This is a genomic window from Streptomyces sp. NPDC007875 (assembly GCF_042868035.1).
In the GTDB taxonomy this organism is placed as follows: Bacteria; Actinomycetota; Actinomycetes; order Streptomycetales; family Streptomycetaceae; genus Streptomyces; species Streptomyces antimycoticus.
On record NZ_JBIADZ010000001.1, the window covers coordinates 621554 to 636966 of the forward strand.

Sequence of the window (15413 nt, forward strand, 5' to 3'; positions counted from 1 at the left end):
CCTCCGGGGCGCTCATGAGCGCTCGCTCTCGGTGACGGTTTCGGCGTCAATACGGTCATTCCCGGTCGCGCCCTCGTCCGCGGCCCCGTCCCCGGCCACATTCACGTCCCCCTCCTCCGGCTCGCCGAGCGGCCCGCCGCCGGTCCCGCCGCCCGGCTCCCCGAGCAGGACGCGCTCGAGCCCGGCCCGGCCGGGCAGCCCGGCGGGGCGCACGACCGCACCGCTGCGCACGTACACGAACGCCGCCGTGACCGCCGACAGGGGCAGTCCGTGCTGCTCGGCCCAGGCGAGGCGGTAGATGGCCAGCTGGAGCGGGTCGGCGTCCTGTGAGCGGCCGGTCTTCCAGTCGACGATCTCGTAGCGCGGGCCGCCGTCGGGGCCCGTTCCGGACGCGCGGTACACCGCGTCGATCCGGCCGCGGATGACGCGGCCCGCCAGGGTCAGCTGGACCGGTACCTCCACGCCGTAAGGGGTGCGACGGGCATACGGCGTGCGCGCGAACGCCTCCTTGAGCGCGGTCAGATCCCGCTCGTCGGCGATCTCCGCCTCGTCTTCCTCGCCGCCCGGCAGCTCGTCGGGGCCGAGGAAGGGCAGCGACAGCTCCTCGAAGCGCGCTTCGACCCAGGCGTGGAAGCGGGTGCCGCGCCGCGCGGCGGGGCGCGGCGGCCGGGGCATCGGACGGGCCAGCTCCCGTGCGAAGCCGTCCGGGTCGGCGGCGAGGCGCAGCAGCTGGGAAGCGGTGAGCGTCCCCGGCAGGGGCACCTCGTGCACGGTCTCGCGGGCGCGGCGCAGCTCCCCGGCGAGCGCGTCCAGATCGCGGTCCCAGGAACCGGCCAGCCGGGCCTCCTCGGGCGCCAGCCCGTCCTCGGCCGGTTCTCGCGTGATATCCGGCACACCGGGTTCCGGTGCGCCGTAAGGATCGGCGTGTGGCCCATCGCCGTACGGCTCGTCCTCGTATGGCGCGTACGGCTCGCCGGCCGCCTCGCCGTACGGGCCCTCGTCCGCGTGCGTGTCCGCGTCCTCGTAAGGGTCCTCCGGAGGCTCGGGCCACTCCGGGTCCTCCAGGGGCTCAGACTCCTCCGGTGGAGGCTCGGGCCACTCCGGGTCCTCCAGGGGCTCAGGCTCCTCCGGTGGCTGCAGGTCGTCCGGGGGCTCCGGGAACGGGTCCCCGTCAGCCGAGGGGTGCCCGTCCTCGTCATGCGCGGTCGGCCGCTCCCCCGCCATCTCGATGCGCGCCAGATGGGCGAGCACCACATCGGCCGCGCGGCGCCGGTGGCGCAGCGCGGCCGGGTCCAGCGGAAGCGGCCAGGCCCGGTCGGCCGCCGACTCCCGCAGGGCCGGGTTCTCCGCACCCTCCTCCGGCGGCTCGGCCCATGCCTCGACCTCGCCGTACCCGCCCTCGCAGTGCTCGCGCAGCGCGTCCAGGAAGGCCGACGGGCCGCGCGGCCGCTTCTGGGTGGGGCCCCACCAGTGGCCGGAGCCCAGCAGCAGCGACCGCGGCCGGGTGAAGGTCACATAGCCCAGCCGGAGCTCCTCGGTCCGCTGATGCCCCTTCATGGCGTCCTTGAAGGCCGCGATCCCCTTGCTGTCCCAGGCGGTGACGTCCGGGAGGGTCCGCGCGTCCCCGCGCAGCTCATGCGGCAGGACCTTCGCGTTCGCCGTCCAGGACTCGCGGGACTGTTCGCTCGGGAACTGCTTGGCGACCAGCCCCGGCACCGCCACCACGTCCCACTCCAGCCCCTTGGACTTGTGGGCGGTGAGCACCTTGACCGTGTCCTCGCCGCCCGGGAGCGCGTTGTCGAGCCCCTTCTCGTACTGCGCGGCGGTGCGCAGAAAGCCAAGGAAGCCCTGCAGCGTGGCCCCGCCCTCCACGGCCGCGCCGCCCTCCCGGCCCGCGAAGGCGGCCGCGACGTCCAGGAAGTTGCCGAGCGTCTCCCGGCGGCGCGCGGCCAGGGCGTGCGGTGAGGCGGAGAGCTCGACCTCGAGGCCGGTGGTGGCCAGGACCCGGTGGAGCACGTCCATCAGCGGATCGGCCAGCGTGCGGCGCAGTTCGCGGAGTTCTGCGGCGAGCCGGGCGAACCGGATCCGTGCCTCGGCCGAGAAGGGCAACCCGTCGTCCGGGCCGCCGCCCGCCTCCAGGAAGGTGTCGAGCGCGTCGGCGAGGGAGATCACCTCGGAGGGGTCGGTGCCCTCGACGGCCTCGGCGAGCCGTAGGTCCGGATCGTCCTGTGCACCGTCCGGCCCGCCGTGGGAGACCAGCGCGCGAGCGCGACGGCCGAGCAGCGCGAGGTCGCGGGGGCCGATCCGCCAGCGCGGCCCGGTGAGCAGACGGACCAGCGCCGCGTTGGCCCCCGGGTCCTGGAGGACCTCGCAGACGGCCACCAGATCGGCGACCTCCGGCAGATGCAGCAGCCCCGACAGGCCCACCACCTCGACCGGAACGTCTCGCTCCACCAGGGCGCCCTGGATCTGCGCGAAGTCACCCGCCGTACGGCACAGGACCGCGATCTCACCGGGTGGGGTGCCGGTGCGCACCAAGTGGGCGATGGAGTCGGCGAGCCAGGCCAGCTCCTCGGCGTGGGTGGGCAGCAGCGCACAGCGCACCGCTCCGTCCCGCTCGGCGCCGGGCGCGGGGCGCAGCGCCTCGACGCCCTCGTGCATCGCGCGCAGCGGGGCGGCCAGCCCATTGGCGAGGTCCAGGAGGCGGCCCCCGCTGCGCCGGTTCTCGCTGAGCGCGAAGCGCCGCGCCGGGCTGCCATCGGCGTGTGGGAAGTGCTCGGGGAAGTCGTCCAGGTTGGCCACGGAGGCACCGCGCCAGCCGTAGATGGCCTGACAGGGGTCGCCGACGGCGGTGACGGGGTGTCCGGTGCCGCCGCCGAAGAGACCGGACAGCAGCAGCCGCTGGGCGACCGAGGTGTCCTGGTACTCGTCGAGCAGGACGACCGCGAACTGCTCGCGCAGGATCCGGCCGACCTCCGGGTGGTCGAGGGCCAGGGTGGCCGAATGGGCGATCTGGTCGCCGAAGTCGAGCAGATCGCGGCGCCGCTTCTCCTCGCGGTACGCCTCCACCAGGCCCAGCAGCTCCTGGCGGGCGCGGGCGGCCTCGGGCACCTTGCGCAGCGCCTCGTTGGTGAGCCGCGTCCCCTCCAGGGTCCGCAGCAGCTCGGTGTCGTACGCGCGCAGCCGCCCGGCGGGGACGAGGTGCTCGGCGAGCTCGGCGTCGAGCGCGAGCAGATCGGTGACCAGGTCGGAGAAGGGGCGGGTGAGTGCCGGATACGGGCCGGGGGCCGAGCGCAACACCCGCGCGGCGAGCTGGAAACGGGTGGCGTCGGCGAGCAGCCGGGCGCTCGGCTCCAGGCCGACGCGCAGCCCGTGGTCCTTGAGCAGCTGTCCGGCGAAGGCGTGGTACGTGGAGATGACGGGCTCGCCCGCGGCCTCCTCGGTGGCGCCCGGATCCGGGTCCTGGTCCACGATGCCCGCCGTGACGAGGGCCTTACGGACCCGCTCGGCCAGCTCTCCGGCGGCCTTGTTGGTGAAGGTGAGGCCGAGCACCCGGTCGGGCGCGACCTGTCCGGTGCCGACCAGCCAGACGACGCGGGCGGCCATCACCGTGGTCTTGCCGGAGCCCGCCCCGGCGACGATCACCTGCGGGGCGGGCGGTGCGATGATGCACGCCACCTGCTCAGGGGTGAACGGGATCCCGAGAAGTTCCTTGAGCTCCTCGGGATCGGTGATGCGGGCTGACACTCCAGTGAGGCTATCGGTGCCCACCGACATGCCCCGCCGCCCTCGCCGCCCCGGTGGGCGGCCGCCCCGGGGTCCAGGCCGGGCGCCACGGGGCCTCGGCCAGGTACTCAAAGACGTCAGCCCGGTGCCCCACAGCCCCAGCCCCGTACCGCGCGGCCCCAGCGCGATACGCGAAACCGTCAGTCGACCACATGGCGCCCCTCCGCCCGCGCGCTGCACGCGCCGCGGAAGGCGCAGCGCTCGCAGTGGTCGCCCGTGGTCGGGGTGAACCGCTCGTCGAGGACGCGCCCGGCCGCGGTGGCGAGCAACTGCCCCACCCACTCCCCGTCCGGCGGCTCCTGGGCCTGGACCTTGGGGACGTCGTCACCGCCGTCCTTCTTGGCGGCGCCCTGCCGCAGCTGGACGAGCTCCGCGCCGCCCGGCTCGGGGCGCCCGCCCTCGAAGAGGTCGTCGACGGCGCCCTCGCGCACCGCCAGCTGATAGGCCGCCAGCTGGGGGTGGTGCTCGACATCGCCACGGGTCACGGCCTGCTTGCCGGTCTTGAAGTCGACGACGTAGGCGCGCCCCTCGCCATCCGTCTCGACGCGGTCCATGCTGCCGCGGATGCGCACCTTATAGACGTCGGCTTCGAGAGTGACGTCGAAGGAGTGCTCGGTGGCGACCGGGGTGCGGCCACCGCGCTCCATCACATGCCAGTGCAGAAAACGCTCCAGGGCCGCTCGTGCCTGTTCCTTCTCCTGTCGTGACTTCCAGGGGGCGTCGAAGGCGAGCGCGTCCCATACGGAGTCCAGGCGCTCCATGAGGACCGAGAGATCGGCCGGGGTGCGGCCGGAGGCGACCTCGTCGGCCAGGACGTGCACGACGTTGCCGAAGCCCTGGGCGGCCGTCGAGGGCGCGTCGGCCTTCACCTCGCGCCCCAGGAACCACTGTAGCGAGCAGGTGTTGACGAGCTGGTCGAGCGCGCTGCCGGACAGCGCCACCGGCCGGTCCCGGTCGCGCAGCGGGACCTCGCTGTGCGTCGGCTCGTGCAGCCCCCACCAGCGGTGCGGGTGAGCGGCCGGGACCAGCGGCCTGCCTTCCTCGTCGCGCAGCGCCGCGAGCCGCGCCAGCCGACGCGCGGCGGCGTCGCGCAGCGCCTCCGAGGCGTCCGGGTCGACGGTGGTGGCGCGCAGCTCGGCGACGAGCGCGGCGACGGACAGCGGGCGGCGCGGCCGCTGGGTGACGTCGGTGGGCGCGACGCCCAGTTCGGCGAGGAAACGGGAGGGCTGGTCCCCGTCCTCGGAGGCGGCCTTGACGGCGGTGACCACGAGCCGCTCCTTCGCGCGGGTCGCCGCCACGTAGAACAGCCGCCGCTCCTCGGCCAGCAGCGCGCCCGGCGGCAGCGGCTCGGCCAGCCCGTCCCGGCCGATCCGGTCGGCCTCCAGGAGCGAGCCGCGCCGCCGCAGATCGGGCCACAGCCCCTCCTGCACGCCCGCGACGACCACCAGGGCCCATTCGAGCCCCTTGGAGCGGTGGGCGGTCATCAGCCGTACGGCGTCGGGTCGGACCATCCGTCGGGAGAGGGTGTCGGCGGCGATGTCCTGGGCGTCGATCTCCTCCAGGAAGTTGAGGGCGCCACGGCCGCCGGTGCGTTCCTCGGCGCGGGCGGCGGTCTCGAACAGCGCGCACACCGCGTCGAGGTCGCGGTCCGCGTTCCGCCCGGCGGTGCCGCCGCGCTGCGCGGCCCGCTCCAGACGGCCGGGCCAGGAGGTGCCGTCCCACAGCTGCCACAGCGCCTGTTCGGCGGTGCCGCCCCGGGCCAGCGCCTCCCGGGCGGTGCGCAGCAGCAGCCCGAGCCGCTGGGCGCCGCGTGCGTACGCCGGGTCGTGGACGGCCAGCCGCTCCGGCTCGGCGAGCGCCTCGGCGAGCAGGACGTCGGAGGGGCGCGGCACCGCGCGTCCGGCGGACCGCTCCTCCTCGCGCAGCGCACGGCCCAGGCGGCGCAGATCGGCGGCGTCCATACCGCCGAGGGGCGAGGTGAGCAGGGTCAGGGCGGTCTCGACGCCGAGGACCGCGGACAGCCCGCCGCTGTCCGGCAGCGCGGCCGTGGCGGCGGCGCGCAGCGCGGTCAGCAGGGGAGCCACGGCGGGCTCATGGCGCAGCGGGATGTCATCGCCGTCCACCTCGACGGGGACTCCGGCCGAGGTGAGCGCCCGGCGCATACCGGGGATCGAGCGCCCCCCGGCGCGCACCAGGACGGCCATCTCGCGCCATGGCACCCCGTCCTCCAGATGGGCGCGGCGCAGGATGTCGGCGACGTTGTCGAGCTCGGCGCCCGCGGTGGGGTACGTGTACGCCTCGACTCGGCCGCCGTCACGGGCGGCCGCGAGCTCCCGATGCGCCCTTACGGCTCGCGCGGGCAGCCGGGTGAGCGGCATCCGGCCGGTGATCCGCCGGGTGGCCGCGAGCAGGGCGGCCCCCGAACGGCGGGAGACGGTGAGGACCTCCATGTCGGCGGGCCGGCCGTCCGCCCGCGGGAAGTCCTCGCGGAAGCGGAGGATGCCGCCCACGTCGGCGCCGCGGAAGGCGTAGATCGACTGATCGGGGTCGCCGAAGGCGAGCAGGGTCCTGCCGCCGCCCGCGAGCGCCCCCAGCAGCCGGCCCTGGGCCACGTCGGTGTCCTGGTACTCGTCGACGAACACGGCGTCGTACCGCCCCGCCAGCTCGGCCGCGACCTCCGGCCGCCCGGCGAGCAGCACCGCGCGGTGTACCAGCTCCGCGTAGTCCAGCACCCCCTGTGCGTCCAGGACGTCGAGGTACTCGGCGAGGAAACCGGCCGCGGCGGACCAGTCGGGGCGCCCGGTGCGCTCGGCGAACTCCCCCAGCGCCCGTGGGCCCAGGCCCAGCTCGCGGCTGCGGGCGAGCACCGCGCGCACCTCGTCGGCGAAGCCCCGCGTGGTCAGGCAGGCGCGCAGGTCGTCGGGCCAGCGGACGAAGGCCCGGCCCTCGCGCGCCAGCTCGGCCTGCCCGGCGAGCAGCTCCCTGACGACGACGTCCTGCTCCGGTCCGGAGAGCAGCCGCAGCGGATCGACGAAGAGATCGACGTCCTGGTGGGCGCGGACCAGGGCGTAGCAGTAGGAGTGGAAGGTCGTCGCCCGCGGGGCGCTCGCGCCGCCCAGGCGCGCGGCCATGCGGTCGCGCAGTTCGACGGCGGCCTTACGGCTGAACGTGAGCACCAGGAGCCGCTCGGGGTCCGCGCCCTCGCGCACCCGGCGCGCCACCGCCTCCACGAGCGTCGTCGTCTTGCCCGTGCCGGGCCCGGCGAGCACCAGCAAAGGACCGCCCCGATGCTCAACCACAGCGCGCTGCCGTGCGTCCAGGGCAGGAAGGGTTCCGGGCTCCGGCCGATGACGGAGCAGGCGGTAGACGCCCGAGGCCGACTGCCGTGAGGAGGGCTGCCGCGCCTGCCGCTGCCGCGGAAGGGACGAGGGGGAGGAGCTCACGTTGGATCGCCGGTCCTGGTGGGTTGGCTGGGTGCGGGACAGCCTCTCATGCACGGCGGGACCTCACCCGGATGGCTGTGGATACCGCCGGTACGACGACCGCGGGCCCGCCGCACATCGATCCGGCATCGCGCGCACGACACACCGGTACGGCCGCCACAGGCCCGGAACGCCACCGCATGCGGCCCCACTACCGGCCGTGGTCCTGCCCGCCCCCGTCCCACCGAGCCCTGGCCATGTCGATCCGCGGCACGTGGCCCTCGGCCGAGCGCGCCGCCTCGCGCAGCGGGGTGCCCTCCTCGCGGTAGTGGTCAAGGGCGCGCAGCTCATGGCCGGGCAGCAGCACACCGTCCGCGCGCACCACCCGCCACCACGGCACGGCGCCCCCGTAGAGCGCCATCACCCGCCCCACCTGGCGCGGCCCGCCCTCCTCCAGCCATTCCGCGACGTCCCCGTAGGTCATCACCCGGCCGGAGGGAATCGACTCGGCCACGTCCAGCACCCGCTCGGCGTACTCGGGCAGCTCGTCAGCGCCGTCCCCGTCTCCCGGCTCCCTACTCTCTCGGCTCATCCGCCCCATCCTGCCGCACCCCTGCGACAGCCGCGCCGAGCGCCCCGCGAGCGGTGGCGAGGGGCCCGCTCCGGGGCGGATTGCGGTTCGATCACGCATTGTGCGGGAATCCTGAGCAGGGCGTACCATTCGGGGTTCACGTCCCCGAAATGCACCCTGATGCCCCCCTCCGCAGCCCGGGCATGCCACCATCTTCCGGGCGGTGACTGGTGATACGAGATCAAGAAGAGACGGCGAAGCAGCAGGGTGCGCAGCCTCCGGAGGAGGAGGCCCGCACCCCGGAGTCATTGCCGCACTCCAAGGCGCCGTCCGGCGGCCGGCAGGAGCCCCCGGAGGCGGGGGATGACTGCGGCCCGGACGGACCGGAGGGCCATGTGGACCGGGTCTCCGGGGACGAGCCGCTGCTGCCCGCCCGTGTCCACCGCCCCGCCGATCTGCTGCGGCTGCTGCTCGGGGTCCTCGGCATGGCCGTCGTACTGGCCATCGCGGCCTTCGCCCACGGCACCACCGCGGGTCTGGAGAAGGACATCGGGCACGGCGCCAACCAGGCGCCCCCGCTTCTGATCGACTTCGCGGGGCTCACGGCCGGGGTGGCCGTCCTCGTCCTGCCGGTGGCCTTCGCCTTCGAGCGGCTGATCAAACGGGACGGGCTGCGGATCGCCGACGGTGTGCTGGCCGCGGTGCTGGCCCACGGGGTGTCCCTCGCCACGGACCTGTGGGTCGCCAGAGCCGCCCCCGGCTCGATCCGCGAAGCGCTCACCCAGCCCGCCCCCGGCGGCGCGTTCAGCGACCCCGTGCACGGCTATCTCGCCCCTGTCATCGCCTATATGACGGCCGTCGGCATGGCCCGGCGCCCGCGCTGGCGGGTGGCCATGTGGTGCGTCCTGCTGCTCGACGCCTTCGCGGTGCTCGTGGGCGGCTACACCACACCGTTCTCGATCATCCTTACGGTGCTCATCGGCTGGGCGGTGGCCTACGGCACGCTCTACGCGGTCGGCTCCCCCAATGTGCGCCCCACGGGCCAGAACCTGCTCGCCGGTCTGCGCCGCGTCGGCTTCAACCCGGTCAGCGCCATGCGCGCCGAGGAGCCCGAGGACGAGCACGGCGGCCACGGCGACCGGAGCCGCCGCTATCTGGTCACCCTGGAGGACGGCCCGCCCCTGGACGTCACCGTGGTCGACCGGGAGCAGCAGGCCCAGGGCTTCTTCTACGGCGTCTGGCAGCGGCTGACCCTGCGCACGATCACCCCGCCCCGCAGCCTCCAGTCGCTGCGCCAGGCCCTGGAACAGGAGGCGCTGCTCGCCTACGCGGCCATCGCGGCCGGCGCCAACGCGGCCAAGCTGATCGCCACCTCCGAGCTGGGCCCGGACGCCGTGATGCTGGTCTACGAGCATGTCGGCGGGCGTCCGCTGCACGCCCTGCCGGACGAGGCGATCACCGACGAGCTGCTGGCCGGAGCGTGGCACCAGGTCCAGGCGCTCCAGTCACGGCGCATCGCCCACCGGCGGCTGGACAGCGACGCCCTGCTGGTCGACCGCAACGGCACGGTCATCCTTACCGATCTGCGCGGCGGTGAGATCGCGGCCGGTGACGTGGTGCTGCGGATGGACGTCGCACAGCTGCTGACCACCCTGGGCCTGCGCGTGGGCGCCGAGCGCTCCGTGGCCGCCGCGGTGGCGGTCCTCGGCCCGGACGCGGTCGCCGACAGCCTGCCGCTGCTGCAGCCCCTGGCGCTCGGCCGGGGCTCGCGCGCGACCCTTCGGCAGCTCGCGCGCGAGCGCGCCCAGCGCCAGCGGGATGCCGTCCTGGAGGCGTCACACGCCGCCAAGGAGGCCAAGGAGGCGCGGGAGGCCGAGGAGACGGCCCAGGAGGCCGGGGCCCCGGAGGCGCCCATCAGCGACCGCAGGACCAGCAAGGCCGAGAAGCAGGCGGAGAAGCGCGCCATAGAAGAGGCGATGGAGGACGCCCGCGAGGAGGATCTGCTCTCCCAGATCCGGCAGCAGGTGCTGCTGGTGAGGCCGCAGGCGCCGATAGAGCCCGAGCGGCTGGAGCGCATCAAGCCGCGCACCCTGGTCAGCTTCTGCGCGGGGGCCTTCGCCGCGTACTTCCTGCTGTCCCAGTTCACCCATCTCAAGCTGGGCGCCCTGGTCGGCGAGGCCAACTGGATCTGGGTCCTCTTCGCGCTCGTCTTCTCCGCGCTCACTTATCTGGCCGCGGCGCTGAGCCTGCTCGGCTTCGTCCCGGAGAAGGTGCCGCTGCCGCGGACGGTGCTGGCGCAGGTCGCCGCCTCGTTCGTGAAGCTGGTGGCGCCCGCGGCGGTCGGCGGCGTCGCCCTCAACACCCGCTTCCTGCAGCGCGCGGGGGTGCGGCCGGGGCTCGCGGTGGCCAGTGTGGGCGCCTCCCAGCTGTTCGGGCTCGCCAGCCATATCGTGCTGCTGCTGACCTTCGGCTACATCACCGGCACCGAGCGCACCCCGGCGCTCTCGCCGTCCCGGACAGTGATCGCCGGGCTGCTGACGGCCGCCGTGCTGGTCCTTGTGGTGACCGCGATTCCCGTCCTGCGGAAGTTCGTGTCCACCCGGGTGCGGTCGCTGTTCGCGGGCGTCGTCCCGCGCATGCTGGACGTGCTGCAGCGGCCCAAGAAGCTGCTCACCGGCATCGGCGGCACCCTGCTGCTGACCGCCGCCAACGTGATGTGCCTCGACTCCGCGATCCGGGCGTTCGGCGGTGAGCTGAGCTATGCGAGCATCGCCGTCGTCTTCCTCGCGGGCAACGCCCTGGGGTCGGCGGCGCCCACCCCCGGCGGTGTAGGCGCGGTCGAGGCCGCCCTGATCGCGGGTCTGACCTTCGCCGGGCTGCCGTACGAGACCGCCGCGCCCGCGGTCCTGCTCTTCCGGCTGATGGTCTTCTGGCTGCCGGTGCTGCCCGGCTGGGTGGCCTTCACCCACCTCACCCGCAAAGAGGCGCTGTAGGGGCCCTGGACGCCCCGCCGGAGCCCTCCCGCGGGCACCGGCCGCCCGGCACCCTTCTCACCCGTACGCCCCCGCTGTGCGCGCGGGGGGCGCCCGCCGCCCGCAGGATGGCGATACGCCGCCACCCCCGGGAGAGCCGCCGTGTCCCGACCCCTGCGCCTCGGTGCGCTGTCCACCGCCCTGCTGCTGGCCGTCCTGGCCGCCGGATGCGGTGGCGGGGGCGGACGGCCGGACACCTCGGCCCATCAGAAGCTGGACTGGTCCAGCTGCCCCGCCCCCTCCCCCAACCAGGACGCGGCCGCCACCAAGGCCCCGGGCGGGCAGTGGGAGTGCGCGACGCTCCACGCACCGCTGGACTACCGCAAGCCGCACGGCCGGACCATCGGCATCGCCATGATCCGCGCCAAGGCCACCGACCGGCGCCACCGGATCGGCTCGCTCATCTTCAACTTCGGCGGCCCCGGCGGTTCGGGCGTGGCCACCCTCCCGGCCCTCGCCAACAGCTACAAGCAACTGCGCACCCGCTACGACCTGGTCAGCTTCGATCCGCGCGGAGTCGGCCGCAGCAGCGGGGTGCGCTGCTTGGGGGACAAACAGCTCGACGCCTACTACGCCGCCGACTCGACCCCGGACAACAAGGCCGAGGTGAAGAGCCAGATCCGCCGGGTCAAGACCTACGCCGCCGCCTGCGAGAAGAACTCCGGCACGATCCTGCCCTACGTCGGCACCACCAACGCCGCCCGTGACATGGACCTCATGCGGCGCGTCCTCGGCGACAAGAAGATGCACTACTTCGGCGTCTCCTACGGCACCGAACTCGGCGGCGTCTACGCCCATCTGTATCCGAAGCAGGTGGGGCGCGCCCTCTTCGACGGAGTCGTGGACCCCATGCAGACACCCGAGCAGGGCGCGCTCGCCCAGGCCAAGGGGTTTCAGCGCGCCCTCAGCGACTATCTGAAGGCATGCACCAAGAGCAGCGTCTACAGCTGCCCCACCCAGCCCCGGATCCGCACGCTGCTGAAGCGGCTCGACCGTCGCCCGGTGCGCGGCTACGGCGGCCGGAAGCTGACCGAGTCCCTGGCCGACGGCGGCATCGCGCAGTCCCTCTACTCCCGGGACTACTGGCAGTACCTCACCCAGGGGATCGAGGGCGCCCAACAGGGCGACGGCAGAATCCTGCTGGCCCTGGGCGACGCCTTGAACGGACGCGGCCCGGACGGCCGCTACAGCACCCTGCAGTCCGCGCTGACCGCCGTCACCTGCGCCGACTTCAAGCAGCGCTACACGGTCCCGGACATCGAGCGGAAGCTTCCCGCCTTCCGTAAGGTCTCCCCCGTCTTCGGCGACATGATGGCGTGGGGCCTGACGCAGTGCACCGACTGGCCGGTCCGCGGCGCCTGGACCACACCCGACGTCAGCGCCAAGGGGGCCGCCCCGATCCTGGTCGTCGGCAACACCGGTGACCCGGCCACCCCGTACGAGGGTGCGGGGCGGATGGCGAAGGAGCTGGGGCCCGGGGTCGGGGTCGAGCTCACCTATAAGGGCGAGGGCCATGGGGCGTACGACGGCGGCAACGCCTGCGTCCGAAAGACCGTCAACGCCTATCTGCTGCAGGGCAAGGTGCCGGAGAAGGGCAAGGTCTGCGGCTAGGGTCCGCGCCCGGGCCCGCCGCGCGAACCGTGACGGCATTGAGAAGAAGTACGGACGATTCCGCCCCCGCCTCCTCATAGGATCTCCGGATATGCCGAGTTCCCCACGCACCATACGGACCAGGGCGCTGGTCTCCATGACCGCCATGGTCGCCCTCATCGCCGTCGCGGGCTGCGACGGAGACGGGGGAAGCGAGCAGGGCAAGGCGTCGGCCAAGCCCTCGACGCCGGCCCCGGCCGCGCCCTCGGGCTCCGGGCTGCCGGGCTCGCTCACCGGTCAGAAGCTCAACTGGTCGTCCTGCCCTGCCCCGACCGCGATCCAGGGCACCGGCGAGAAGCCGGGAGGCGAGTGGGAATGCGCCACGCTCAAGGCGCCGCTGGACTACGCGAAGCCCAAGGGCGAGACGATCGGTCTGGCCATGATCCGTGCCAAGGCGAACGGGCCGGGCAAGCGCATCGGCTCCCTGGTGTTCAATTTCGGCGGACCCGGCGGTTCCGGTGTCTCCTCGCTCCCCGGTTTCGCCGCCGCCTACGACACCTTGCGCTCACGCTATGACCTGGTGAGCTTCGATCCGCGCGGGGTCGGGGAGAGCGCCGGGGTGACCTGCCAGAGCGACAAGCAGATCGACGCCTCCGACTCCGTCGACGGCACTCCGGACGACGACGCCGAGGTCAAAACGGCGATGGCGGACGCCAGGGCGTTCATCAAGGGCTGCCAGAAGCGTTCCGGCACGGTGCTCGCCCATGTGGACACCGTGAGCGCCGCCCGTGACATGGACCTCATGCGGCAGGTGCTCGGCGACGACAAGCTGTCGTACTTCGGCATCTCCTACGGCACCGAACTCGGCGGCGTCTACGCCCACCTCTTCCCCGGCCGGGTGGGACGCGCGGTCCTGGACGCCGTGGTCGACCCCACCGAGGATCCCGAGCAGGGCTCCTACGGCCAGGCGAAGGGGTTCCAGCTCGCACTGGACAACTACCTCAAGGACTGCGCCAAGAAGGGCACGGCCTGCCCGACCGGCGGCGACCCCGCGGCCGGTACGGACCGGATCGTCGACTTCCTGAAGAGGCTCGACAAGAAGCCGCTGTCCACCGAGAGCGGCCGCAAGCTCACCCAGGACGGGGCGCTGGGCGGTATCGCCGCCGCGCTCTACGACAAGGAGAGCTGGAAGTACCTGACGATCGGGCTGCAGGAGGCGATGCAGCTCGACGAGGGCAATCTGCTGCTCGCCATGGCGGATTCGATGTCCGGCCGCGACGATGACGGCCACTACAGCAACGTCAACGCCGCCAATGCCGCCATCAACTGCGTGGACGACAGGCAGCGTTACACGGTGACCGATGTGAAGGCGCAGCTGCCGCGCTTCCGTAAGGCGTCACCGGTCTTCGGCGAGTATCTGGCCTGGGGCCTGCTCGGCTGCACCGACTGGCCGGTGGAGGGCACCACGGACACCCCGGACGTCAGCGCCAAGGGCTCGGCGCCGATCCTCGTGGTCGGCAACACCGGCGACCCGGCCACCCCGTACGAGGGGGCGCGGAAGATGGTCGAGGAGCTGGGCGAGGGCGTGGGCGTCGAGGTCACGTACAGGGGGCAGGGCCATGGCGCGTACAACAGCGGCAACGCCTGTATGACGAAGACCGTGAATGCCTATCTGCTGGACGGGAAGGTGCCCGCGGGCGGCACGACCTGCCGGTAAGGGGCTCACGGAACGGCCAGGGGGCCGGATCGCCGTCGGCGCGGCGGTCCGGCCCCCTGGTGCCCGGTGCGTCAGGAGATCAGTAGACCGGCTTGTCGGGCTCGATCTGGTTGACCCAGCCGATCACGCCGCCGCCCACATGGACGGCGTCGGAGAAGCCCGCGGACTTCAGGACGGCCAGGACCTCCGCCGACCGGACACCCGTCTTGCAATGCAAGACGATCTTCTTGTCCTGCGGCAGGTCCTGGAGGGCGCCGCCCATCAGGAAGTCGTTCTTCGGGATCAGCCGGGCGCCGGGGATCGAGACGATCTCGTACTCGTTCGGCTCGCGGACATCGATGATGTCGATGCTCTCGCCGTCGTCGATCCACTCCTTGAGCTGCTTGGGAGTGATCGTCGAACCGGCCGCCGCCTCCTGGGCCTCCTCCGACACCACACCGCAGAACGCCTCGTAGTCGATCAGCTCGGTGACGGTCGGGTTCGGACCGCAGACCGCGCAGTCCGGGTCCTTGCGGACCTTGACCTGGCGGTAGGTCATCTCCAGGGCGTCGTAGATCATCAGACGCCCGACCAGCGGGTCCCCGGTGCCGGTGAGCACCTTGATGGCCTCGGTGACCTGGATCGAGCCGATGGAGGCGCACAGCACGCCCAGCACGCCGCCCTCGGCGCAGGACGGGACCATGCCGGGGGGCGGGGGCTCCGGGTACAGGCAGCGGTAGCAGGGGCCGTGCTCGGACCAGAAGACCGACGCCTGCCCGTCGAAGCGGTAGATCGAGCCCCAGACGTACGGCTTGTTCAGCAGCACGCACGCGTCGTTGACCAGATAGCGGGTGGCGAAGTTGTCGGTGCCGTCCACGATCAGGTCGTACTGGGAGAAGATCTCCATCACGTTGTCCGCCTCGAGGCGGCCTTCGTGCAGCACGACGTTGACGTACGGGTTGATGCCGAGGACCGAGTCACGGGCGGACTCCGCCTTGGGGCGGCCGATGTCCGCCTGGCTGTGGATGATCTGGCGCTGCAGATTGGACTCGTCGACCTCGTCGAACTCCACGATGCCGAGCGTGCCCACGCCGGCCGCGGCGAGGTACATCAGGGCCGGAGAGCCGAGGCCGCCCGCGCCCACACAGAGCACCTTGGCGTTCTTCAGCCGCTTCTGCCCGTCCATCCCGACATCCGGGATGATCAGATGGCGTGAGTACCTGCGGACCTCGTCGACGGTGAGCTCGGAAGCCGGCTCGACCAGCGGTGGCAGCGACACGGGGACTCCGTAAGGGAAGGGAGCAAACGGTTCACCC

General features: G+C 73.1%; 7 protein-coding genes. 3 read left to right on the forward strand and 4 right to left on the reverse strand.

What is annotated here, in order from left to right:
* Window positions 1-12: 12 nt before the first annotated feature.
* From ACFYOY_RS02665 to ACFYOY_RS02675, 3 genes are all read right to left on the reverse strand, one after another.
* A complete protein-coding gene (locus ACFYOY_RS02665) occupies window positions 13-3747 on the reverse strand; it encodes an ATP-dependent DNA helicase (protein ID WP_351879829.1) in 3735 nt (1244 codons plus the stop codon).
* Between the two features lie 179 nt (window positions 3748-3926).
* Window positions 3927-7145: an ATP-dependent DNA helicase gene (locus ACFYOY_RS02670; RefSeq protein WP_351880969.1), complete on the reverse strand. Its 3219-nt coding sequence runs from the start codon at window positions 7143-7145 to the stop codon at window positions 3927-3929.
* Window positions 7146-7419: 274 nt separating this feature from the next.
* Window positions 7420-7809, reverse strand: coding sequence for an MGMT family protein (locus ACFYOY_RS02675; RefSeq protein ID WP_388584591.1), 390 nt, complete (start codon window positions 7807-7809; stop codon window positions 7420-7422).
* 200 nt (window positions 7810-8009) lie between these two features.
* Here ACFYOY_RS02675 and ACFYOY_RS02680 point away from each other — a divergent pair, with 200 nt between their 5' ends.
* The 3 genes from ACFYOY_RS02680 to ACFYOY_RS02690 all read left to right on the forward strand — a co-directional run bounded on the left by ACFYOY_RS02680 (window position 8010) and on the right by ACFYOY_RS02690 (window position 14118).
* Window positions 8010-10772 carry a lysylphosphatidylglycerol synthase transmembrane domain-containing protein gene (locus ACFYOY_RS02680; RefSeq protein ID WP_351879823.1) on the forward strand — a complete coding sequence of 921 codons (2763 nt, stop codon included), beginning with the start codon at window positions 8010-8012 and terminating at the stop codon, window positions 10770-10772.
* Window positions 10773-10913: 141 nt separating this feature from the next.
* Complete coding sequence (locus ACFYOY_RS02685; protein ID WP_351879820.1) at window positions 10914-12422, forward strand: alpha/beta hydrolase; 1509 nt, start codon at window positions 10914-10916, stop codon at window positions 12420-12422.
* 91 nt (window positions 12423-12513) lie between these two features.
* The gene (locus ACFYOY_RS02690) at window positions 12514-14118 is read left to right on the forward strand and encodes an alpha/beta hydrolase (protein ID WP_351879817.1); all 1605 of its coding nucleotides are present in this window, start codon (window positions 12514-12516) and stop codon (window positions 14116-14118) included.
* Between the two features lie 79 nt (window positions 14119-14197).
* Here ACFYOY_RS02690 and moeZ read toward each other — a convergent pair whose 3' ends face one another.
* Window positions 14198-15376, reverse strand: coding sequence for an adenylyltransferase/sulfurtransferase MoeZ (gene moeZ, locus ACFYOY_RS02695; RefSeq protein ID WP_093464510.1), 1179 nt, complete (start codon window positions 15374-15376; stop codon window positions 14198-14200).
* Window positions 15377-15413: the final 37 nt, after the last annotated feature.